Below are 23,097 nucleotides of genomic sequence, written 5' to 3'. Positions count from 1 at the left end.
TGCAGAAATCATATACCTTTCGTTCTCAGTGAGGTGCGTGTATTTCATGTTTTTTACTTCTTGGCGGGAGCAAAGTTCATGATTATCGCATCTCACTGTTTTTATGTTCAGAGGTGTCGCACTTCGTACTTGAATCCAAGATACCTAACAAAGCGCTTAAGGCGGATTCACAACGCTTGGCGGTTTCAGTTCCAGTCAGGTTAAGTGGTTAAGGTAAAATGGCTTAAGTTCGGTGGTCTGCGTTGCTCACACCTTAATTGGGCATTAGGCGGCGGGCAGGAAAGTTCTTTGTTCTCATCTTCTTAGTTCTCTTTGAGCATTCGTTTTTCTAAGTCAACAATTCAACATTATAGGCTCAAACTCTTGAACCCATCCAGCCGTAAAACATGCCAATGTTCCTGGGTTGCCTTATTGGTTTTTGGAGTCGGTTAGTGGCGAGTTTCACTGGCTCAAAGCGTGGCAAGGGCAAGTCCACTGAAGTTTTCGAATTTGCTGTTAGTTTGCAGCTTTGGGTTTCTCGGGTTCAAAACCTTCTTTGTTGCTAGAGGTCTGCATTTCGTGCTCGTTGGTACCTTGGCAGAAACATAGTGATATTTGTGGTTCTTGAATCACAAAAAGTCAGTGGGTGTTTGGTTGCTTATTGGGTTTCGGGTAATCTGCTTTCAAAACAACTTAAACACTGGCGGGCATCTTCAAAGACATCGAGGTGTTTTACAATCGCAGAATTGTAGGACGAATTTGTGAACGTTAAAGATTCCTCTCGGCATGTAATACTGGATGAATTTATCGTTTAAGTGTTTATCGTGAAGTGAGGCTGAAAGGATAGAGTAATGACAGCGAGTAAGGTAAAAAATATTGTCTTTGATATCGGCAACGTTGTGGTGCGGTGGTCTCCGTTAGAAATAGTTAGGCTCACTTTTGGAAATATTGATTCGTTGGAAGAGAAAGCGAGGCTGATATTTCAATCGCCGACGTGGTTAGACTTAAATAAAGGCGTATTAACTGAGAGTGAGGCAAAGGCGCAGTATCAAGCATTATTGGGTTTTACAGACTTAGAGTGTGAGAGATTGTTCTATTATGTGAAGCGAACGCAAATACTGATTCATGGTTCTGTTGAGCTGATTCAATGCTGTAAATCCGCAGGTTACCGTGTGTTTGCTTTGACTGATAATGTCCACGAAATTGTTGTTCACCTTAAAGACACATACAATTTTTGGCCACTGTTTGATGGCGCTATCGTTTCAGCGGATTTTGGCTTATTAAAGCCTCAGCCTGAGATTTATCAGTCGCTGCTCTCTCACTATGATTTAGAAGCTTCTGAAACGGTGTTTATTGACGATATGGCACATAACGTTGAAGGAGCAGAGTCCGTTGGCATTCAGGGAATTCAGTTCGAAAATGCGCATCAATGTGAGCTAGCACTACTTTCAAAAGGTGTTGAGTTGTCACTGTAATTAGCATGCCATTTATAAAGAAATTTGGGATTCGACGCGTAATCTTTCACTAACAATCACCTATACAGGCAATAAACCATGGAAGAGGTACATAGAACCAAGAGCGTGCTCATTGCTGGGGCAACGGGCTATATTGGTCGTCACGTCTGCAAGGGTTTTCTTGACAGCGGCTATAATGTGTTCACTTACAATCGAAGCGGTCAGATAGCATGCTACGTAAGTGGAAGGGAAGTAAACGCGTCTGAGCTTGTCAGTTATTTTGATGTCGTAGTCAATTGCGCACGTCCACATTGGTTAGAGTTTTCGCCAGAAGACATTGCACAGATAGAATTTAAACTATTACAGACGTTGGACACGTTCGCTGCGAATAATGCGACAAAAATTCATACCTCTGGTGTCTGGTTGTTTGGCCACGCAACAAGCGATGACCTACTGCACTTTCGGTTGCACCCACTCAAGGTAGTGGAACCGGACGTCCGAACGATAAACGATGCCATCCAAAAACAATGGCACATCGTTTACTGCCCGAGCCTAGTTTATGGTGGTGAAAACTGTCAACTGCAACGTATTGTGCAATCATTGGCTAACCAATCCATCCAGGTTGCACTTCCCTCAGAGGGACATAATCAATATGTCCACGTTCACGATGTTGCACGATTCTATTTGTTGCTCGCTCAAGAACAGCCCACTGAAAGGCAACATTTTATTGCCGAACCACAGGGTTATAGTCCAGAAGAGTTCGCTCAGCTCCTATTAAAAGCTCAGGTCGTAAAAAGCGTGGAAGAGGTAAACTGGGCGCAGTTTGAATCTAACAACGGGATCGCGGCAGTAGAAATTGAAAAACTAAATCTTGTTTTGCCCATCAGTCCTTTGTTTAAGACCAAAGAGTTGGTGTGTCGATATATTAAAAAGCAAGGTTCGATTCGAGCTTTTGACGAGAGTACATTAAGGTGACACGCCGAAATGATGGGTTAGCTAGAGCTTCGTTTAGTTAAAGCGCAAACGCAGGCAGTTAAAATAATTGGAGGGAATACTTATGGAAAAGCTAGGTGAAAATATTTGGATATGTGATGGCACCACCGTATCCTTTTTGGGTTTTCCTTTCAAAACAAGGATGACCGTCGTTCGTTTGGCAACTGGCGAGCTCTGGATTCATAGTCCGATCAAAATGTCACCAGCGTTAAGCGAACACATAGCGCAACTTGGAGAAGTAAAGTATCTGATTGCGCCTAACCACTTACATCATCTCTTTATCTCTGACTGGCTGAGTGCTTACCCTCAAGCGTTGTTATTTGGAACCGATGAGGTCATAAAAAAACGCTCTGATCTTACCTTCGAAGGATCGTTGAACTCTTCGACAGAAGCTCTTTGGGAAGGGGAGATTGAACAAGAGTTGTTTTCTGGATCGCCTGTTATGGAAGAGTGTGTATTTTTCCATGTCACTTCGAGAACCTTGATTGTCACGGACTTGGTTGAAAATTTCTCAGGAGAGGATTTTAACTATTGGCAGAGACTGGTTGCGCGAGGTGTCGGCATATTGGCTCCAAACGGAAAAACGCCCTTAGACTGGCGTTTGAGTTTTATGTTTGGGAAAGAAGACGCTCGTATCCACCTTGAACGACTGCTTGCGTGGAAGCCCCAAACTCTAGTCATGTCACATGGCGAAATAGTAAAACAAAACGTTGGACAATTTTTAAATCGATCGTTTGACTGGCTTATCTAAATCATCACAACAGGTTAAAACGTAAGCGCCTGTAAGCCGATCCCACCTCCAGGGTTGTTCGACTATCTAATCCCGGCATCAGTTAAATCGGGTGTCCAACGATGCGTGAAACTCACTTTTTGAATATTGACCTGGATATCGAGTCTTCTCGAGATATTCGACCTCTCGTGGAATATTGGGGAGATCAAGTAATGGTGTTTCGTGTGGAGAAGGTTGCCGATATGTGGTTTGGTAGTTTCGAAACCTGCGAAACCTCTGAGGACGCGATAGTCAATCAATACTACCAGCTTGTCACTCGCTTACCTCAGCACTTAAGAAAGCTATGGGATAGTGCGAGCAAACGTGTGTTTGATGTTGGTTTTGAAGCTTTAGGTAGCACGAAGGCTTTTCAATCAAGTCTTACGCAAGAGTCTGTAACAAAGCTTGCTGAAATCGGTGGTGCGATAACCATATCAATCTACTCCAATGACGATGTGTAGACGATCTATTCAACGAGGAGCGCTATGTTAAAGCGATTTCTATTCTTAGTTTTATTATGTTCATCAACGTTATATGCGGCTGAGTTTGAAGGCTGCTACCTCGTCAAAGATGATATTGCTAGTGCAGTCACTGGTGAAACTGAAGAAAGAACCTCATACATGCACGTTACTCGAGTGGCAGAAGATTACTTCGTTGAAGGGACACTTTTTGGTGCCAACTTCCATGTGTGCTCGATAGGCTCAACATCGGAAGACGTTGTTGGTCCGCTCAAAATGACGCGTGAGGGGGACGTGCTTGTCTACCGAGAAAGTGATGAAGAATACGATTTCTTTTGTGAGCTGAGCGTCTCGCGTAAAGGGAACATGCTCGTCTTCAAAGACGAGGGAGGGCAGTGCTCTGGTGGCGTATTTTTTTGTGGCGCTCGAATCGGCTTGAATGGCATTGAGATCCCGAAGGTTGACGGCGAATGCCCAACCGAAAAGCAATGAACGTTAGCTATTAGGTAAATGATGAACTTTTTTAAAACTATTTCCGTTGCGCTTTCTGCAGCACTTCTTTTTGGTTGTGCGTTACCAGCACAGGTAAAAAACATGAAAGTAGATGGTGCGGTGAATCACCAATATGATGAGAACTTAACGAACTCTGTCAAGATAGATAAGGTTTCAGGGGGGAAATGGACCAATCCACTGCTGCAATCAGAAATTGGTAACGATGATTTTGCTACCGCATTAAAATCCTCGCTACAGTCTCAGCAGTTATTGGCTGAGAATGCGAACTCTGTCTATGCGCTGTCTGCTGACATTGTTGACGTCGATCAGCCACTCGCAGGGTTAGACATGACAGTTACGTCATCCATTCAATACCATTTGATTGAAAAGACCACCGGGAAAGTCCTATTTAATGAGCTGATTACCGCTGCCTTTACAGCGTCAACTGACGATGCCTTTGACGGTATGCAGCGTTTAAAAATTGCCAGTGAAGGTTCAGCGAAGGCCAATATTGCTCAGTTTTTGTCGCAGCTTTCTCGGCTTGATGTCGCCAATGCGTCTATCGAACTTCCCCAACAAAAATCTGACACTTTGTGATTATTACTTAGGTGAGACGTTGCTGTTCTCATCTAAGTGACTGATTAACTGCTTCTTACACTCCAATTATTTGCACTGACTCGCATTAGCTTTCCGTTTCAGGAAAGATAGTAAAGATAACCGTCCTTCAACTGCCTTCACGTTTATTCTTCCATTATGATTGGTGAATTGTTAGTCACCGAATAACTTCTATTGTCATGGCATCACTGAAAAGACTGATTATTGAGTTCTTAAAATATTACCTCGCTGCGGTAGTGGTGATCGGCATTCAAGGAGAGCTGTTCAATATTGCACTTAGGGTTTGGTCTAATAACCAGACGACGTTTTATCAAGACGGGTTATGGCAGATAACATTGTTCTTGGCCTTGGTTTTTTCGCTGCATACGATGGTGATGAAATATTGCCCGGAGTCGTCAGTCTTCCCGCTCCGTTAAATAACCAGTTCGAACAACAATATTTACTTATGTTTGAGGATAAGTGATTCTGCACGGAAATATTACAACATTGTTGGAGAAGAACTGGTGCAGTTCGAACTAGGATCCGTATTTCGCTTTTTGTCTTGGCTCTTTTTTACCCTCATCATCGATGGAATTATTAAAACCACAGGTCGTGTTGTGTGTGCTGTATTTACAAAAAATAAAGGACTAAGTGATAACTGGCTGATTGCCATAGGGTGCCTTTTCTGGATGTTAGTATTGGTTTTCATTGCGCAAGCGAGCCAGTTTATCGCCGTCGATGTGTGCTTGGATGCGGGTGGCTCTTACGATTATGATGCACAGGTTTGTATCAAGTAGACTTGAAAAATTAAAAGGGCAGAGAATATGGAAATTCGAATTGATGACTTGAGTGGCGGTGAAGTGTTGCAACTTTTGCAGGAGCATCTCCAAGATATGTACGCGACGTCACCACCAGAAAGTGTTCATGCATTGGATGTGGATGCCCTTAAAGCGCCTGAAATCACCTTTTATAGTGGATGGTCCGGTGAAAAACTGCTCGGTTGTGTTGCGATAAAATCACTCAGTGACGTACACGTTGAACTTAAATCGATGAGAACATCGAGCAACGCCCGAAACCAAGGCGTTGCCTCTGGCTTACTTGAACATGTGATACAGCAAGCGGGCGCGAAGGGATACAAAACCATCAGTTTAGAAACGGGTTCGCAGGCATTCTTTAAACCGGCTCGATCTCTGTATGAGAAATATGGATTTGAGTATTGCGCACCGTTTGAGGGGTATAAGGAAGATCCTCACAGTCGATTTATGACTCGCCCTCTGTGATGCTTAAAACGTCAATTATTGATGACGCCACCTATGTTTGCGGCTTAGTGAGTCACTAAGCCGCTATTTCATATTACTCTGGTTTTAGGGCAAGTACTTTGTCAATGTCGGCAGCGCTGTTGCGTTGTGGTACTTGTTCCCATGCTTCACCCCACGAACGGTTGACTACTCGACCTCGTTGGACGGCTTCACGCTGTTCGATCTCTTTTGCCCAGCGTAAAACGTTGGTGTAGCCCTCAGCCTGCAAGAACTCTACGGCATCGTAGGCATGACCAAGTACAACGTTTCCGTACCACGGCCATGTTGCAATATCTGCGATGGTGTATTCGTCACCCGCAAGGTAGCGCGTTTTAGCGAGCTGTTTGTCTAGCACATCCAGTTGACGTTTTGCTTCCATGGTGAAGCGGTTGATTGGGTATTCAAACTTTTCTGGGGCGTAGACATAGAAGTGACCGAAACCGCCACCAAGATAAGGCGCAGAGCCTTGTAACCAAAATAGCCAGTTTAGCGCTCGGGTTCTTGCTGCGATCTCTTTTGGTAAAAAGTGACCAAATTTCTCTGCCAAGTAGAGCAAGATGTTCCCCGATTCAAAGACGTTGATTGGCTCGTCACCTGAACGGTCCACCATGGCTGGGATCTTTGAATTGGGGTTAATCGAAACAAAATCGGAACCAAACTGATCGCCATCGCCAATCTTGATTATATAAGCGTCGTACTCAGCTTGAGTCACGCCAAGTGCCAGCAGTTCCTCAAGCATGATCGTCACTTTCTGACCATTAGGGGTCGCGAGCGAGTAGAGTTGAATCGGGTTATCGCCCACAGGCAATGTCTGTTCGTGACGGGCTCCAGAGTCTGGACGGTTGATACTGGCCCATTGGCCACCGCTTTCGTCGTCCATAGTCCAAACTTTTGGTGGTTGATACTGAGTTGTCATTGTTATTCCTTATCCAAAAATGATATCCGGCAATCATTATCATTGGGCTAAAAATAACAAATAAAAAGAGTTACACAGAGAAACTGATAGATCGGAAAGTTATTGAAAAGCGTTTGGAAGAATAATGAGGCGCTCTCCAGTTTGTGGAAGCGCCTATGCGGTCACTTTTTCAGTTCGGTTAATGCATCGTGCAGGCTATTTACGATTTGGTGCCCGAGTGCTCGGACTTCGTCACATGGTTCAACTAAATCTGGAATTTGAAACGTCGTCATATTGGCGGACACCGCGCTGCGAACGCCATTGTTTGAATCTTCAAACGCTACACACTGATTTGCCTCGATGCCTAAACGCTTGGCGGCAAGAAGATAGATCTCAGGATCGGGTTTGCCGTGAGTCACTTCACAGCCACAAGTGAGGCTTTTAAAGTACTTGTCCAATCCTGCAAGGCGCAGTTTGGCTTCGGCGACCTCTTTGTGAGTTGAGGTTGCGACTGCGGTGGGAATATTGTTTGCTTTTAACCACTCTAGTAGCGCGATCACGCCATCTTTAACTGGAATGGCCTGATGTTTAACAATGGCATCGTAGTTTACTCGCCATTCAGCGTGGAGAGCATCGTAATCTTCGCCATACGCATCGCGGAATATCTTCTCGATACCGGCAGAGTTGCGGCCAATAATGGACAGGTAGACGGCTTCGTGAAAGGGCAGTTGTAAAGTCTCGCATGCTCGTTTGAATACACGCATACAGACACGCTCTGTATCGAGCAGGAGACCATCCATATCGAAGATAGCGGCTTGAAATTTCATGGGATTACTTACTACAAACTAACAAATTGATGGTCGAGTGTGGCATATTTTGTTTTGCTGGAAAAGCCGATTTATTGCGTTCAATCATCATGAAAGATGATCGAATGATAAGAGGTTTCTATAGAGTATCAGGGACTTAGTGATAAGTAGTTAATTTGATAGACGTTGTTTAGTACACTGGCATAACAAAAAACGAATAACTAGGAGAGGAAGTCATGGAGAAAGCAGTCGCTTTTATTGGGTTGGGCGTGATGGGATACCCAATGGCGGGTTATTTAAGTAAGGCTGGGTATTCAACAAAGGTATACAACCGTACGCTTGCCAAAGCTGAAAAATGGGCAGGCGAATATGATGGCCAAGCGTGTGAGACGCCAAAGCAAGCTGCTGAAGGTAGCGACATCGTCTTTGTTTGTGTCGGTAATGATGATGACGTTCGCAGCGTCGTTTACGGCGATGATGGCATTATTGCAGGCCTTAAGCCGGGAGCTGTGCTGGTGGATCACACCACGACATCGGCAGAGCTGGCCGTAGAACTTGCAAAAGCGGCGCAGGATAGCGGTCATCAATTTATCGACGCTCCAGTGTCTGGTGGTCAAGCTGGGGCTGAAAACGGTGTGTTAACCATTATGTGTGGCGGCGAGCAGCAGGTGTTTGATCGTGTGTCACCAGTGATGGACGTTTACGCAAAGCAAATCAGCCTACTTGGGGAAAACGGACAGGGGCAACGCTGTAAAATGGTCAATCAAATCTGTATTGGCGGTATTTTACAAGGATTGAGTGAAGCATTGCTGTTGGCACAAAAATCAGGCTTAGATATTGAACAAGTGGTTGAAACGCTTAAACATGGTGCAGCAGGATCATGGCAGATGGAAAATCGCGCCGTGACAATGTCACAAGATAAGTTTGATTTTGGCTTCGCGATCGACTGGATGCGCAAAGATTTAGGATTCTGCCTGAAAGAAGCAGAGCGCGTAGGCTTGGATTTACCACTGACGCGCAAAGTTGACCAACAGTACGCAGCCCTACAAGAAGAGGGCTTGGGTCGAATGGATACGTCTGTTTTGATGAAAGCCGTCGCGAAAGGACAGTCTTCAAACTAGTAGAATATAAACAGTTCTTTGGTATCGAATAGTTTAAAAAAATCAAAAGTATTCATAGCCAACTCTCCTCAGTGTGGAGGTGCAATGCACCTCCTTTCTCATTGTTGCTATAGATTAACCCTAGAGCAAAAAGCGACTGTCTGCCAAATTAAAGGCGCTTGCTTGGCTCAAACAAGCGCCTATTGTCGTTACTTCACATCGAATCGGTCGGCATTCATCACTTTTACCCACGCCGAGACAAAATCGCGAACGAACTTCTCTTTGTTGTCGTCTTGAGCGTAGACTTCCGCATAGGCGCGCAAGATAGAGTTTGAACCAAACACTAGATCAACGCGTGTTGCTGTCCAGGTTTCCTCATTTGTCGCGCGATCAACCAAGGCGTAGGAGTTACGTCCAGTGGGCTGCCAGCGATAGCGCATGTCGGTTAACGTCACGAAGAAATCGTTAGTTAGCGCGCCGACGTTATGGGTAAACACACCGTGCTGTGATCCACTATGGTTAGCGCCCAGTACGCGAAGGCCGCCGATCAACACCGTCATCTCAGGCGCCGTTAATCCTAGAAGTTGCGCTTTATCGAGCATCAGTTCTTCTGGCGCGACTGCAAAGTGCTGCTTCTGCCAGTTTCTAAAGCCGTCAGCGACAGGCTCAAGTACTGCGAAAGAATCGACGTCAGTTTGCTCAGCAGAGGCGTCTCCTCGACCTGGTGAAAATGGCACTTCCACTTCAACGCCAGCAGCAAGAGCGGCTTGCTCAATGGCAAGGTTACCCGCCAGAACTAGGGTGTCTGCGACACTTATTTGCGCGTCTTGGGCGATCTTCTCGAGTACGGCCAACACTTTCGCTAAACGTTCTGGTTCGTTGGCTGCCCATTGATTTTGTGGGGCGAGTCGAATACGCGCACCGTTGGCACCACCACGCTTATCGGAGTTGCGGTAGGTACGTGCACTATCCCAAGCCGTTGCGACCAAATCTTGGACGCTAAGTCCGCTTGCTGCGATTTTCATCTTAACTGCGTTCACGTCGTAATCGTCTCGACCAGCCGGAATCGGGTCTTGCCAAATTAGCTCCTCAGCTGGGACATCTGGGCCAAAGTAACGGCTTTTTGGCCCCATATCGCGGTGAGTCAGCTTGAACCAAGCACGAGCAAACGTCTCTGAGAAGTACTCTGGATCCTTGTAGAAACGCTCAGAAATCTTGCGATACTCAGGATCCATTTTGAGCGCCATATCAGCATCGGTCATCATAGGATTATTACGAATCGATGGATCCTCAACATCTACAGGTTTATCTTCTTCTTTGATATTGTCCGGTTGCCACTGCCATGCACCGGCCGGGCTCTTGGTCAGCGACCAATCATAGCTAAACAGAAGGTGGAAGAAACCGTTGTCCCATTGAGTTGGATGCGTTGTCCAAGCACCTTCAATACCACTTGTTACTGTGTCACGGCCCACGCCTCTCGACTCGTGGTTGTTCCAGCCTAAACCTTGCTCATGAATGTCTGCGCTCTCAGGATCGTCACCCAGTATGCTTGCATCACCATTGCCGTGCGCTTTGCCCACCGTGTGACCGCCTGCGGTTAACGCGACGGTTTCCTCATCGTTCATACCCATACGTGCGAAGGTGGTTCGCATGTCTGCTGCGGTTTTAAGTGGGTCAGGGTTGCCATCCACACCCTCAGGGTTCACATAGATTAGGCCCATCATAACCGCGGCCAATGGGTTTTCTAGATCTCTATCACCGGAGTAGCGGCTGTTTTTGGCTTGACTGTCTGCTAGCCACTCTTGCTCTGAACCCCAGTAAATGTCTTTCTCTGGATGCCAAATGTCTTCGCGGCCGAAAGCAAACCCGTAGGTTTTGAGTCCCATTGATTCATAGGCCATGTTGCCCGCAAGGATCATAAGGTCCGCCCAACTGATTTTGTTGCCGTATTTCTGCTTGATAGGCCAAAGTAAGCGTCGAGCTTTGTCGAGGTTGGCATTGTCTGGCCATGAGTTAAGAGGAGCAAAACGTTGGTTACCGGTTTCAGCACCGCCGCGACCATCGCCAATACGATAAGAACCCGCAGAGTGCCACGCCATGCGAATCATAAGACCGCCATAGTGACCCCAATCCGCTGGCCACCAATCTTGGCTGTCGGTCATTAGTACTTTAAGGTCGTGCTTCAATGCGTCAACATCGAGCTGTTTTAGCGCTTCGCGGTAGCTAAAGTCAGCGTCCATTGGGTTCGACTTGTGATCGTGTTGGTGCAAGATATCTAGGTTGAGTGCGTTTGGCCACCAAGCGACATTGGAAGAGTTGGCTGACGTTGCAGCGCCATGCATGACAGGGCATTGGCCGCCGGATTGAGTATTTTTATGGTCCATGATTTGCTCCTAGTGTGTTGCACTGCTCTAGTCGATGACACTATTGGTCTCACAACGGAACAATGCTGAATAACAACCACGAATACACTGTGGTTTTGCTTTACTCAGAATAGGTGCAGAATCAGGATTGATAAATCTGGTTGTGTCTATGTTATTGATAGGTGGTTTCTATGCGTTTGCAGTTCACGCGTGACGAACCTATTGGGAGAGGGGGTAAGCACTTGATTGGTGCCGCCAACGCCGGCGGCACCTTGCTATTATTTAGCCATGTTGAGCTTCTAGTGCTTGTGCAGCGTGCCATGAGTCATGGCTTTCGAGTTGCTGAGCGTATCGAGCGATGTTGGGGTAGCGATCAACTAATCCAAACTTACTCAAGATTTCTACAATGAATGACATCATAAAATCAGCACCCGTAAGCTTGTCTGCCACTAGGTATCGTTTGCCATCAAGCGATTGGTCTACGTAGCTCATCACCTTGTGCAATTCGACTTCCGCGTAATCTGCGAGGAAGTTTGTTGGCGCCCCATCTTTAGCGACAAAGGTCTTTAGTAGCAAAGGGAGTGCGGCAGAGCTTTCGGCAAAGTGTAACCATTGAAGGTATTCGACGTACTCGTCGCTGTCTTGACTTGGCGCGAATTTCTCAGGCGCGTATTTGCTGATTAAGTACTCGGTAATCGCGCCAGACTCTGTAATCACTCGACCTTGCTCTTCAATCACTGGCGATTTACCAAGCGGATGAATCAATTTAAGCTCCGGTGGGGCAAGAAAAGTCACACTGTCTCGGCGGTACGGGACGATTTTGTACTCTATGCCTAGCTCTTCCAACAACCAGATAATGCGTTTAGAACGTGATTGATTGAGGTGATGTAAAATGATCATACTTGCTCCTAAACGGGTTCGTTTGTTTTAACGACAAGTTTGCCGAAGTTTTTCCCTTCAAGCAGGCCAATGAAGGCTTCTGGTGCATTTTCTAGCCCTTCAACCAAGTGCTCGCGGTAGTGAATTTTGCCCTCTGATAACCACTGAGTCATTTGAGAGGCAAATTCACCATAGCGATGACCATAATCATCAAAGATGATGAAACCTTGCATCTTGATGCGCTTAATCAGCAATTGCGCCATCAACATTGACATGCGATCTGGACCTTCAGGAAGCGAAGTTGCATTGTATTGAGAGATAAGACCGCACAGTGGAACGCGAGCACCAGTATTAAGTAGCGGAAGCACCGCATCAAACACTTTGCCACCTACATTTTCGAAGTAGACATCAATACCTTGGTCACAGGCCGCGGCAAGTTGCTCCGCGAAGTCTTCCGCTTTGTGGTCGATACATGCATCAAAGCCAAGTTGCTCGGTCGCGTAGCGGCACTTCTCTTCGCCACCTGCAACACCAATGACTCGACAACCCTTCAGCTTACCAATTTGGCCAACCATAGAGCCAACAGCGCCGGTCGCTGCTGCAACGACCAGAGTATCGCCCTCTTTTGGTTGGCCGATATCAAGCAGACCCATGTAGGCGGTAAAGCCAGGCATTCCCATTACGCCCAGCGCGTAGGAAGGGTGGCTTGGGCTCATTCCCATTTTAATGAGACCTTCGCCATCTGAAATACCGTAATCTTGCCAGCCAGTAAATCCTAAAACCCATTCTCCTTTGTCAAAGTTTGGGTGGTTGGATTCAACAACTTGACACACGGTGCCGCCGACCATGGTCTCGCCAATTGCAACAGGATCGGCGTAAGATTTTGCATCACTCATTCGACCGCGCATGTAAGGGTCAAGAGAGAGGTAGACACTGCGTAGCAAGACTTCGCCATCTTTTACGGTAGGAATCGAATTGTTTTCTAGTCGGAAGTTGTCTGGAGTCGGTGCACCTATCGGGCGAGATGCGAGTACGATTTGTCGATTAGTAGGTTGAGACATAGTTGTTTTCCTTATTAGACCGGTCGTCTAGTTGTTATTTCAAAAAATCCCGTCATAGAGTGTGACGGGAGATTTCTATGAGTTGGAACGTAAACGTTGTTGAGTTGTAAGCAAGCACAGCTCAAGGTTGGTTTGATCTTGCATGAGCTTGTTGAGCAAACTTGCTCCCAGCCACTGCTGATACAGCTGTCTAGCTACCAGAGAGCTGTTCATTTCATCAATTGAACCATCATCGATACCACGCTGGATGGCCGACGCTAACGCACCAATAATTAACTCAGCGCCTTTTGCTAACGATACGCGCATCGAATCAGAAAGATCAGACACTTCAGCGCTCAGTTTGACGATAAGGCACTTATTTGCGTTGCACACGCCATTTTCAACGTTGAGCCAACGTGAAAAGTAGTCGAGTAAGCAGTTGTAGCCACTCACGTCATTTTGATTAAGCACGGGATGAATACGTGACATATAGGTGTGCACATACTCTTCGATCAACGCTTCCCCAAACTGCTCTTTGGATTTGAAGTAATGGTAAAACGAGCCTTTAGGCACATCTGCCGACTTCAAAAGCTGGGATAAACCCACAGCGGTAAAGCCTTTGTTGACGATAAGCTCATAACCAACGTGCAAAATGTGTTGGCGAGTGTCTTGTGTTTTCGAGTTCATGGCGAGAGGATAATAGCAATTAGACCAGTCGTCTAGTGCTTTTTTGATCGTCAACGATCCCTTCGCCAATATTTGCACCTATCTTGCTATTTTTGCTTGAGGGGATAAACGTCATTGTGCCTAGCATCTGCCTATGTTTGTTAAACCAGTTCGAAGTGAATAACGAACAAATGATTGTTGTTTGGGTAGATCTCGCGGATAAGCTGCTTCAGTTTCGGTAGTTCAATGTACTCTTGATCGGCGTGAAACTCGTTGATGTCGTCGAAGTGTAAAGGTTCTACCGAGAGGATTTTTACATCACACACTTTGGTATCGGTTTCAAGTGTGTACACCTCGACAGTGGTGCCGGGGACATAATCGGCTTCCGATTCATCTCTGATGGTGATCGTCTTCTTTCCTGCCGCGACTAGGGGCGTCAAAAATTCGAAAAACGTCATTTTAGTTGGGTAAGTCATGGGTGGTCCTACAAATACTCTTATTTTTCGTGGCAGAGAATACTACGAAGGAAACAAGAAAAGATACGACGTTAGCACACCGTGTGATAAAGGGATGGATTTATACCGATATAGAGATTCGATATATTCAACTGATTTACTATCCTTAAGGGTGATAAGTTCGAAGGGAGCGTCGAATGAAGATTGTGCCAGTTGTTACGTTTATAGTGGTATTGGCGGCGAGTAGTTGGTGGTTTATTGAGGAGCAACGATCGTCTCATGGGTTAGATAAGAATTCGGTGAAAGTTGCTGTGTCACTTACGCCTCTCAGTACGCCGTTTTTTATTGCACAAGAGCAAGGCTTTTTTACTAAACACGGGCTGGATGTTGAAATCATGCCCTGTAAAGGTGGAGTGAAGTGCGCCAACTTGCTGCAAGAAGACAAAGTTGATTACGCGACCGCGTCTGAAACTGTGGCACTGTTTAATCGCTATCATCATAGCAATGTCTCGATTTTGTCGAGTTTTGTCCGTTCAAGTAATGACCTCAAACTTTTATCGCTCGACGCGAATAACATTAGCAAACTGTCGGATCTTGCTGGCAAAAAAGTGGGCATTGTTAAGTCGAGTTCGAGTGAATTCTACTTTGATCTCTTGTTAATCACTCATGCTCTACAAGATTTGCAGGTAGAGCGCGTTTACCTCCAGCCAGATGAGTTGGTTGCGGCTTTGCTCTCGTATCAGGTTGATGCGATTTCAATTTGGGAGCCGTATGGCTATAGAGCGACGCTCGTATCTGCTTCTCCGTTGGTCAACTTGGGCACAGAGGGGGTCTATCAATTGTCCTTTAATCTGTTATCTAAATCCGTAAGAGCAGGGGATAGAAAGGAGCAAGACCGATTGCTCTTGCTAGCACTGTCTGATGCCATTGAATGGATAGAAGCGAATCCAGATGACAGCATCGTTCTTATCAGCCAAGAGCTCGGCATATTACCTCAGCAAGTGAACTGGGCTTGGAATGACTACGTTTTTGAGCTCACCAACGACTACAGTCTGCTATCAAATTTACAACTGCAAGCAAGGTGGGCGTCAGAGCGTAATATTCTTGAAGGTGATCCTGTCGATGTCAGAGCTTTGGTTGACTATCAACTTCTAGAAACAGTGGATTAGGAGTGACAATGAAAGGTTCAATCACTTCTAAAATGTATACGCTGCTTGGGATTGGTATTCTGATGACAGTGATATCCGCATGGTCAATGTACAGTTTGTACAACCAACACGTTGATGCAACACGTAACCACATGAAACTTCTTGAGATCCAGACGGAAGTCAGTGCTCTGCAAGGTGAGCTATGGCACTATTTAGAATATAAAGACGACAAAAGCTTTTCTAATCTCGTCGAGCAGCAAAAACGCTTGTCTGAACGATTGGCCATGTCCAACGTCAATGTGAGTAAATTAACTAAGCTCAACCGATTAAATAATCAACTTACCGCACTTCTATCGGAAGACAAGCAGTTTCAAGCCGAGCTCAAGCCGTTGTCTGCAAGACGCGATTTCATCGCGCAGCGACAAGCAGTATTGACGGGGCGTTACAATATGTTGATTCAAAACATGTACGAATACATTTCAAGCGAACATAAAACCGAACTTTCCCAGACCAACCTTAAAATCGAGGAGACCATGGTCTATCTTGCGTTTGTGCTGGTGATGTTCTCTGTCGGAATGAGTTTGGCTGCGTTTATGCTGCTTAAAAGCTTCCGAGTTGGCGCGCGCGCGATTTCAACGGCTATTAATAGCGTTAAAAAGCGTCGTTTTTCCCATCGAATTCACTGCGACCACTTAGACAATGAGTTTAGTACGTTGGGAAAAACATTTAACGCAATGAATGAAGAGTTAGAGCACAGTGTGTTTACTAAGTCTCAGTTGGAGAACGAGGTGAGTAAACAGACCCTTGAACTGGAAAAGAAAACGCATGCGCTAGAATACTTGTCAGAGCATGACTCTCTGACGGCATTGCTCAATCGACGGTCGATGGAAAAACGCTTGCAAACCGCGCTAGAGAAAGCAGAGAGAACAGGGCTATTGGTAGCGTTGCTGTTTCTCGATTTGGATAAGTTTAAAGAGATCAATGACACCTACGGCCATGATATTGGTGATGAAGTTTTGATACGTCTTTCTGAGCGCCTTTTAACCGTCACGAGGAAGACGGATATCGTGAGCCGTTTCGGCGGGGATGAGTTTGTTGTGTGCCTAGATTTACTAACGGACAAGTCTTTCATTTCCGCTAAAGCGACTCAAATCATTCACGAAGTTGAGCGGCCGATTGTTATCGGCAATAGTGGTTATTATGTTGGCGTCAGTATCGGTATTGCCGTCTACCCGAATTGTACTGACAATCATCGTGACTTAGTGAAATTGGCCGATCAGGCAATGTATATCGCTAAAGAGCGCAAAGGCAGCCACTTCGTATTCGCCAAAGAGAAACCCTCTAATGTACTTAAAGTGGTCGATGATTAAAGAAAAGAGGCCAACTTGGCCTCTTTACTCGATTGGGACTATTGATTGAGTCTTTTGTTCATCGGCACGACTTTGCGTGGTTCAAATCCTTCAATCACTCGGCGTTCAATTAGGTGACCTAAACGTGCTTCAATCATGCACAAATTTTTAAAGTTGTCCTTTGACACGAACGAAATTGCTTCGCCTTGCGCATCTGCACGACCAGTTCGGCCAATGCGGTGAACGTATTCATCGGCAGGGAACGGCAGGTCATAGTTGATTACGCGAGTGAGCCCTTCGATATCGATACCACGCGCGCCGACACCGGTTGCAATCATGTACTTGATTTTGCCTGCTTTGAAGTCAGCCAGCAGTTTAGAGCGCACCGCTTGGCTGCGTCCACTGTGGAAGGCCTCTGCCTCGATCCCACGCTTTTCTAACTGCGATGCCAGTTTGGCTGCACCGTGCTTAGTTTCGATAAAGATCAGGGCTTGGTCCCAGTTATTCTCTTTAATCATGTGGCTAAGCAGAGCCGATTTTTTGTCTTTATCAACAGTGATAAGCCATTGTTCGATGTTCTTTTTTGATGCTTGATTGGCGGCGATCGAAATTTCAAACGGGTCATGCACGGCGGTTTTCGCCAAGTCTCGTACTTTGTTAGAAAGCGTCGCGGAGAACAACAGGTGCTGAATATCGGTTGGCAAACGATCTAGAATCTTATTGATGTCATCAATGAAGCCCATATCAAGCATGCGATCTGCTTCATCCATTACCAACACTTCGATTTCCTCAAAGTGAACCGCGCGCTTACAGTACATATCGAGTAATCGACCCGGTGTTGCGATAAGAATATCGACACCTTCGATAAGGGCTTGCTTTTGTGGCTTTTCATCCACGCCACCATACATTGCGAGAGGCTTAAGTGATAAGTTTTGACCGTAGTCGCGCACTTTCTGATCGATTTGCTGAGCCAGTTCGCGAGTTGGCGTAAGAATTAACGCACGTACTCGTTTTTTTCGCTGAGTTTCACCCTTCGACAATTTTTCAAGAATAGGCAAGACAAAACTCGCGGTTTTTCCCGTGCCGGTTTGAGCGGCCGCAATAAGGTCATCCCCTTGCAAAATAGCAGGAATCGCCTTGCTTTGGATGGTTGTGGGTTTGCTGTAACCGAGAGATTGAATGGCTTGAGTTAACGGTTGGCTTAGGCCTAGTTTTGCGAACGGCATGGGTGACACTCTGTGTTAATAGTCTTGAGGAACCAAATCCCCTGAATTGACGCAGAGTGTACCATGAACTGGTGAGTGTGATTAGACTTGTTTTTCGAGATACCAGGTTCCTTTACATGGACCATTAGTCAGGTACCACTTGCCTTGAATTTTGTCTCTTCCAACACTTCCACTGAAGCGGTAATCCCATTGACGGTTAGAAGCGTAGAGAGTGAGCTCGCCTTCGTCCGCGTTTATCCATCCTTTAAGAGATGTTCCATTGTACGTTAGGTTCAGCGTTGCAAATCCATCGACAACCTTGCCTGTGATGGTGGTGCGCTCACACATATTGTTGCCTGTCACATCGACACGACGCCCTAGCCAGGTGCCATCGTGCTGCGTTGAAACCGCAAATTGGGGAGAGTCTGGTAATTTAGGGAAAGATTCCGGTTTGTTTGAGCCAAACAAGTTGGCTTGCTGGCCGACTAAAATGAACACGCCGAAAGCGATGAAAGTGGCTAATAACGCTTTGTTTTTCATGACTCTGCCTTGTGGGTGAGATTCAATTTAATGTCGGTTTTGACCGAGTTCGCGATAAAGCAGTGCCGGTGCGCTAAATGATGCATTTTCTCGATTTGCTGAAAGGATGGTTTCTTGTCGCCGGAGAAACAAATAGTAGGAGAGAGTGTCACCTCGGTAACAGAGGTATAGCCGTTTTCATCTTCGGCCATGACACCAATCGCGGTATCAACGTAGGAGTCCACAACATACCGCTGTTTTGCGGCGATGCCGAGAAATGTCAGCATATGGCAACTGGAAATAGCGGCAATGAAGGCTTCTTCTGGGTCAACGTTTTCTGCGACCGAGTAGGGGAGCGGAACCACATGAGGCGATGACGAGGCTGGGATACTGACACCGCCGTCGAACTCCCACAGGTGCCCTCGGCTGTACTTATTGTCGCTAAAAGGTTCATTTTGCTGACGCTGCCAGCGAATCGTGGCTGAATAATCGGACACGGCTACCCTACTCCAAACTTATGTGGTGGCTGTTGATGGTAACGCGTCATTGCTAGGGCTTCGATAGAAGTTTTGTCTATCGGTCAGAAAGGCAGAGCTGGCTCACAGCCGGGATAGGAACTCGCACAATGTTGCACCCAACCCTTTGTTAACTATCATCACTTCTCAAATGGAACTGATTTCTTCCTTGCTCTTTTGCTGTGTAGAGTGCGCTATCTGCAACATTGAACAAGTCGTTGAAATCTAATGGTTGCTCTTTGTAAAGACGATGATTAGACACGCCGATCGAGAGTGTGAGGTAATCACTTGCATAAGAACGTGGATGCGCAATTTTTAATGACAAGATAGCGCTTTGCAACTGATGGATTTTGCGGATGACCTGCTTATCGGTTTGGCCATCGCACAGCACCAGAAACTCATCGCCACCATAGCGAAAGATATGGTCGATGGATGTGTCTGAAAACGCGTTGCTGATGTTGGCGGCGACGATCTTCAGCGCATTATCACCGGCTTGGTGTCCAAACTGATCGTTGTAGCCTTTATAGAAGTCGATATCGATGATGACGATAGCGATTTGCGTGCCTTGATTGATTGCTTTTTGAATCAGCGTCGGGGCAATCGTATCCAGTTGATAGCGATTGTAGAGCTTGGTCAATGGATCGGTTTTCGACAAGTTGTCCAACAAGTTGTTGGCTTGTTGCAGCTTATGACGCTGGACATGGTTTTCGAGTGCGATGGCAATAAAACTGGCGAGTTGCTCAAACAGTTGGCAGTGGTGGGGTTGATATTGCCCAGCCTCCGTATGCTGCGTAGACATAATACCCAGCACTTTGCTCCCCAACAGGATGGGAGTAAACATCAGTGATTGATTCGATGGGGTGTCCGCTTTTCGATGAATGGCCGCATTGTCACTATCGGCGCTTAAGCCAATCGCGGCCCTCACGCTGGTGGCATCCGCATTGTTTAGGTGGACCATGGATTTAGTTTTGACCACATAAGAGCCGATGCTGGTTTGTTTGTTGCAGTCGACATAGAAGCGCTCAATCGGCCCTTTAGTGTTGTAAAAGTAGCGATAATCGAGAATGCCTTGTTGTTCATCATAAAGTGCAATACCAAATTCTTCGCTCGGAATGATGTTGGTGATCTTGCTAAAAATAGAGGGCAAATGAACCGAGATGTCATGGCAGGTCGCTAACTCTTGGCCAATTTCTGTAATGGCTTCAATGTGCTCTTTGATTTTTTGCTGTAGACGGCGTTTTTGGTCATCCGCGGCTTGCTTCACTTTACTGATGATGGAAGCGTATTCCTTTTGGCGGGTATCTGCGAGCGCGCGGTTGGCGGCTTCTATGTATGTCGCTTGCAGGGAAACCAGTTTGGCTTGATTGTGCTTTTTCGCCAGGTTAATCGCTACTTGGCAGTAGAGCAGATGAAACTTGATGTTGCACGTCGGGTCGATGAGCTTTTCTAGTTGTCGACACAACTGGATCGCTTCCGAGTCGATGTCATGCTTTTCCAGAAATTGCGCGTAATAGGTGTCGTTCTCCATTCGAATGTACTTATCTTTGAGAACAACACTGTACTTGTTGGCGAGTTGAAAATGTCTTTTTACCTCGTCTATCGAGTAATCATCAGACATCGACTGGATACGCGCAAGGTAGCCGTAGGCATAGGCGATGGTGCGCGGGTTATCAATCTGCAAAGCGATCATCAAAGCGTGATTGGCACACTCGATCGCCTGATGGATTTGATCTGCAAGCGCAAGGGCCAATGCCTTGTTTAGGTAGCTGATTGACTCAATCGACTTGTTCGCCACTTTTCGTGCGCTAGATACTGCTTTACTCGCGAAATCGACGGTCATGTCATATTGCTGCAATTGAAGTAACAAGTTGCTGACGTTGCAATAAGCGAGTGACATGTAGTTATCATCGAGCCTTTCACTGTTGTCGATCACTCGCTTATACATCAAATAGGCGGAGTAGTAATTTTCTTGCTCAGTATAGAGGCTTGCCAGCAATATGTTGGCGTGAAGGGCGAGAATTTCATCCTCCCCAGTGACAAGCTCAAGGCACATCAGGTAGTGATCAATCGCTTCTGCAATACGATCTGTTCGGTTACATTTTAATCCTTCAATAAAATGAAACTGAGCGAGAGGCAACTCAATGTCATATTTCGCACAGATCGCGTATACCTGTTGTTCCATGACGATTGCGCCATCAATACCGGGAAAGCGTTGAAATTGAGAATAGATGGTTTGTATTTCATCCCGAGCTTGATTGTTCATTGAGCCTCCCTTTAGTAGCGCTATAGTATATATCGTTCTGTATGAGTTTTTAAACAAAGGTTGCGTCAAATGAGTGCATGGTACAAAAATATCAACTCAACCACAGGATGATTCAGGGTTATTTATAAAACTATTGCTAATTACTAAGCAACCAGTGGATATCATCAAAACTCACACTTTGCACTGAAAGTCATTGGCTCATGGTTGTAAGGATGGTGTAGTTCAAGGCGTTGAGCATGCAGATGCAGGCGATCACTTTTCGTCCCGTATAGCGCATCACCGACGATGGGCATATTGAGCCCGAGATGATGAGCACAATGGACACGGAGTTGATGCGTTCTTCCTGTCTTGGGATGCATATAGAGCTTTGATTGCCCGTTGGATGTCTCGATCAATTCCCAGTAGGTCTCAGCGGGTTTTCCGTGCTCGTAACAGACAAGCTGACGCGGTCGGTCTACTGGATCGCCTCGCATAGGCAAGTTAATGGTGCCATTTTGCGCTTGGACTTCACCTTCAATCTGTGCGATGTAGCGTTTTTGCACAGAGCGGGAGATAAATTGTTTCTGCAGGTTTTTATTAGCGCGTCGGGTTAGAGCGAATACCAAGATTCCTGACGTGGCCATATCGAGTCGATGAATAACAAATGGCCCCTCAGCATCTGGGTAGCGCTTTTGCAATCTTGTGTAGGCGGAGTCGGTAATAGTCTTACCCGGGACAGAAAGCAGACCGGACGGCTTGTTGACGATCACCATGGCGTCATCTTCATATACAATTTCTAGCTCTTTGTCTTCTGCCCAGCTTTTCTCTAGCGGATTGTCGTCAACACGCATACCTTCTAGCATATGGCCCAAAATCGGTTGGCATTTACTGTTGCAAGACGGGTAGTAGCTTTTGTGTTTGCGAATCTCCGACTTTGGCGACACGCCCCACCAAAATTCGGCCAGAGCGAGCGGTGTGTAACCGTGTTTAAATGCAAAATGAAGCAGCTTGGGTGCTGCGCATTCTCCGGCTCCCGCTGGTGGGGTTGGGCTTGTCGTTGGGGCAAAAATCGCTTTAAGAGATTTTTCATCTTTACGGATGTTGTAAAAGCGGTACTGCTCGAACAACTTGTTTTGCAGTTGACTGGAGCGCTGTTTGCGCTGCTGTTTGATCGCATCGATCTGCTCGGTTAGCTCATTCAACTGAATGGAAACTTGATTAATTTTCTCTTCCCATTCCAGTTTGAGGTACTTAAGCGCATTCTTTTCTGCCACGCTTTGCCTAGCCAGATCATCGAGCGCCAGTTTTAACGCATCGTCAGTCAGCGTTTGCTCTGCGAGTTTTCGCTGCTTCTTACGAGCCGCACGGCCTTGAATCATCAGTTCGCGCTGGGTTTGCTCCGCTTGCTGATAGTCATCTTGATACTGCGCTAACTGTTGTTGAAGCGCATGGAGCTCTGGATTGGCTTGCCGCTGTTTTACCTGCTCGTTAATTTTCGTTATCTTAGCTAAATCTGATCGGAAAAAGCTCTCTTCTGCCAACATATCGAACACTGGCGGCACAAAACCGGGTAGCAGGTTTTGATCGGCGATTTTTCCAGAGAATGCTGAAAAGTAGCCAAGTTCTCCTTCAGGGGAGTGCACCAAAAGCACGCCAAACATCTTGCCAATGCCGTCTTGATTCCCCGTCAGACCAAAATCGTGCTGCCAGTCAGTTTGGTGAGTCAAATGCGTTTGCAATTGCTCGGCCGCGAGAACACACAGCGGATGAGGCTGATAGTAGAACGGGAAGGTAAACTTTTCTGGAAGCGTTATTCCGTCGATTGGGGTGTCAAAACGGGTAAAGAGTTGTTCCGGTTGGTGCATGGACGGGTTCACT

The 23,097-nt window shown here is 46.3% G+C and carries 24 protein-coding genes; 12 read left to right on the top strand and 12 right to left on the bottom strand.

Annotated elements, in window-relative coordinates; all coding sequences use genetic code 11:
* The first annotated feature begins 830 nt into the window (after positions 1-830).
* From OH458_RS15835 to OH458_RS15795, 9 genes are all read left to right on the top strand, one after another.
* Positions 831-1,454, top strand: coding sequence for an HAD family hydrolase (locus tag OH458_RS15835; RefSeq protein ID WP_269979054.1), 624 nt, complete (start codon positions 831-833; stop codon positions 1,452-1,454).
* Positions 1,455-1,532: 78 nt separating this feature from the next.
* Positions 1,533-2,408, top strand: a complete 876-nt coding sequence (locus OH458_RS15830) for an NAD-dependent epimerase/dehydratase family protein (protein WP_269979053.1) — start codon at positions 1,533-1,535, stop codon at positions 2,406-2,408.
* An 82-nt stretch (positions 2,409-2,490) separates the two neighbouring features.
* Positions 2,491-3,177, top strand: a complete 687-nt coding sequence (locus tag OH458_RS15825; protein WP_269979052.1) for a DUF4336 domain-containing protein — start codon at positions 2,491-2,493, stop codon at positions 3,175-3,177.
* 101 nt (positions 3,178-3,278) lie between these two features.
* Positions 3,279-3,656 carry a hypothetical protein gene (locus tag OH458_RS15820; protein WP_269979051.1) on the top strand — a complete coding sequence of 126 codons (378 nt, stop codon included), beginning with the start codon at positions 3,279-3,281 and terminating at the stop codon, positions 3,654-3,656.
* A 24-nt stretch (positions 3,657-3,680) separates the two neighbouring features.
* Complete coding sequence (locus OH458_RS15815; protein ID WP_269979050.1) at positions 3,681-4,145, top strand: hypothetical protein; 465 nt, start codon at positions 3,681-3,683, stop codon at positions 4,143-4,145.
* A 21-nt stretch (positions 4,146-4,166) separates the two neighbouring features.
* Positions 4,167-4,742: a hypothetical protein gene (locus OH458_RS15810; RefSeq protein ID WP_269979049.1), complete on the top strand. Its 576-nt coding sequence runs from the start codon at positions 4,167-4,169 to the stop codon at positions 4,740-4,742.
* Between the two features lie 340 nt (positions 4,743-5,082).
* On the top strand, positions 5,083-5,223 hold the full coding sequence (locus OH458_RS15805; RefSeq protein ID WP_269979048.1) for a hypothetical protein: 141 nt from the start codon (positions 5,083-5,085) through the stop codon (positions 5,221-5,223).
* A gap of 40 nt (positions 5,224-5,263) precedes the next feature.
* Entirely contained in the window at positions 5,264-5,536 is a 273-nt protein-coding gene (locus tag OH458_RS15800; RefSeq protein ID WP_269979047.1) for a hypothetical protein, read from the top strand.
* Positions 5,537-5,563: 27 nt separating this feature from the next.
* On the top strand, positions 5,564-6,019 hold the full coding sequence (locus tag OH458_RS15795) for a GNAT family N-acetyltransferase (protein WP_269979046.1): 456 nt from the start codon (positions 5,564-5,566) through the stop codon (positions 6,017-6,019).
* A 73-nt stretch (positions 6,020-6,092) separates the two neighbouring features.
* Here the strand turns inward: OH458_RS15795 and yghU are convergent, their stop codons facing one another.
* Together yghU and OH458_RS15785 are read right to left on the bottom strand one after the other, a co-directional pair.
* Positions 6,093-6,953: a glutathione-dependent disulfide-bond oxidoreductase gene (gene yghU, locus OH458_RS15790; protein WP_038214139.1), complete on the bottom strand. Its 861-nt coding sequence runs from the start codon at positions 6,951-6,953 to the stop codon at positions 6,093-6,095.
* 161 nt (positions 6,954-7,114) lie between these two features.
* Positions 7,115-7,759 carry an HAD family hydrolase gene (locus OH458_RS15785; protein ID WP_269979045.1) on the bottom strand — a complete coding sequence of 215 codons (645 nt, stop codon included), beginning with the start codon at positions 7,757-7,759 and terminating at the stop codon, positions 7,115-7,117.
* Positions 7,760-7,974: 215 nt separating this feature from the next.
* Here OH458_RS15785 and OH458_RS15780 point away from each other — a divergent pair, with 215 nt between their 5' ends.
* Positions 7,975-8,859 carry an NAD(P)-dependent oxidoreductase gene (locus OH458_RS15780; protein WP_269979044.1) on the top strand — a complete coding sequence of 295 codons (885 nt, stop codon included), beginning with the start codon at positions 7,975-7,977 and terminating at the stop codon, positions 8,857-8,859.
* A 188-nt stretch (positions 8,860-9,047) separates the two neighbouring features.
* Here the strand turns inward: OH458_RS15780 and katG are convergent, their stop codons facing one another.
* From katG to yqfB, 5 genes are all read right to left on the bottom strand, one after another.
* Positions 9,048-11,222: a catalase/peroxidase HPI gene (katG, locus tag OH458_RS15775; protein ID WP_269979043.1), complete on the bottom strand. Its 2,175-nt coding sequence runs from the start codon at positions 11,220-11,222 to the stop codon at positions 9,048-9,050.
* Positions 11,223-11,483: 261 nt separating this feature from the next.
* Entirely contained in the window at positions 11,484-12,101 is a 618-nt protein-coding gene (locus OH458_RS15770; RefSeq protein WP_269979042.1) for a glutathione S-transferase family protein, read from the bottom strand.
* Between the two features lie 8 nt (positions 12,102-12,109).
* Positions 12,110-13,141: an NADP-dependent oxidoreductase gene (locus OH458_RS15765; RefSeq protein WP_269979041.1), complete on the bottom strand. Its 1,032-nt coding sequence runs from the start codon at positions 13,139-13,141 to the stop codon at positions 12,110-12,112.
* Positions 13,142-13,216: 75 nt separating this feature from the next.
* Complete coding sequence (locus OH458_RS15760; RefSeq protein ID WP_269979057.1) at positions 13,217-13,807, bottom strand: TetR/AcrR family transcriptional regulator; 591 nt, start codon at positions 13,805-13,807, stop codon at positions 13,217-13,219.
* A gap of 140 nt (positions 13,808-13,947) precedes the next feature.
* Positions 13,948-14,262 carry a N(4)-acetylcytidine aminohydrolase gene (gene yqfB, locus OH458_RS15755; protein ID WP_269979040.1) on the bottom strand — a complete coding sequence of 105 codons (315 nt, stop codon included), beginning with the start codon at positions 14,260-14,262 and terminating at the stop codon, positions 13,948-13,950.
* Between the two features lie 176 nt (positions 14,263-14,438).
* Between yqfB and OH458_RS15750 the strand changes: the two genes are divergently transcribed.
* Both OH458_RS15750 and OH458_RS15745 read left to right on the top strand, forming a co-directional pair.
* On the top strand, positions 14,439-15,410 hold the full coding sequence (locus tag OH458_RS15750) for an ABC transporter substrate-binding protein (protein ID WP_269979039.1): 972 nt from the start codon (positions 14,439-14,441) through the stop codon (positions 15,408-15,410).
* An 8-nt stretch (positions 15,411-15,418) separates the two neighbouring features.
* Positions 15,419-16,759, top strand: coding sequence for a diguanylate cyclase domain-containing protein (locus tag OH458_RS15745; RefSeq protein ID WP_269979038.1), 1,341 nt, complete (start codon positions 15,419-15,421; stop codon positions 16,757-16,759).
* 38 nt (positions 16,760-16,797) lie between these two features.
* Here the strand turns inward: OH458_RS15745 and OH458_RS15740 are convergent, their stop codons facing one another.
* The 5 genes from OH458_RS15740 to OH458_RS15720 form a co-directional block, all read right to left on the bottom strand.
* The gene (locus tag OH458_RS15740) at positions 16,798-17,964 is read right to left on the bottom strand and encodes a DEAD/DEAH box helicase (protein ID WP_269979037.1); all 1,167 of its coding nucleotides are present in this window, start codon (positions 17,962-17,964) and stop codon (positions 16,798-16,800) included.
* 81 nt (positions 17,965-18,045) lie between these two features.
* Positions 18,046-18,483 carry a hypothetical protein gene (locus OH458_RS15735; protein ID WP_269979036.1) on the bottom strand — a complete coding sequence of 146 codons (438 nt, stop codon included), beginning with the start codon at positions 18,481-18,483 and terminating at the stop codon, positions 18,046-18,048.
* On the bottom strand, positions 18,480-18,959 hold the full coding sequence (locus OH458_RS15730) for an OsmC family protein (RefSeq protein WP_269979035.1): 480 nt from the start codon (positions 18,957-18,959) through the stop codon (positions 18,480-18,482). Before OH458_RS15730 ends, OH458_RS15735 begins: the two co-directional genes overlap by 4 nt.
* Positions 18,960-19,107: 148 nt before the next feature.
* Complete coding sequence (locus OH458_RS15725) at positions 19,108-21,240, bottom strand: sensor domain-containing diguanylate cyclase (RefSeq protein WP_269979034.1); 2,133 nt, start codon at positions 21,238-21,240, stop codon at positions 19,108-19,110.
* Positions 21,241-21,404: 164 nt separating this feature from the next.
* Entirely contained in the window at positions 21,405-23,084 is a 1,680-nt protein-coding gene (locus tag OH458_RS15720; RefSeq protein ID WP_269979033.1) for an RluA family pseudouridine synthase, read from the bottom strand.
* Between the last annotated feature and the right edge of the window lie 13 nt (positions 23,085-23,097).

Source organism: Vibrio sp. MarTm2 (genome assembly GCF_027587055.1).
Taxonomy (GTDB): domain Bacteria; phylum Pseudomonadota; class Gammaproteobacteria; order Enterobacterales; family Vibrionaceae; genus Vibrio; species Vibrio sinaloensis_D.
Note: the sequence above shows the minus strand (reverse complement) of the source record. Positions and strands in the feature narration are given on the sequence as shown.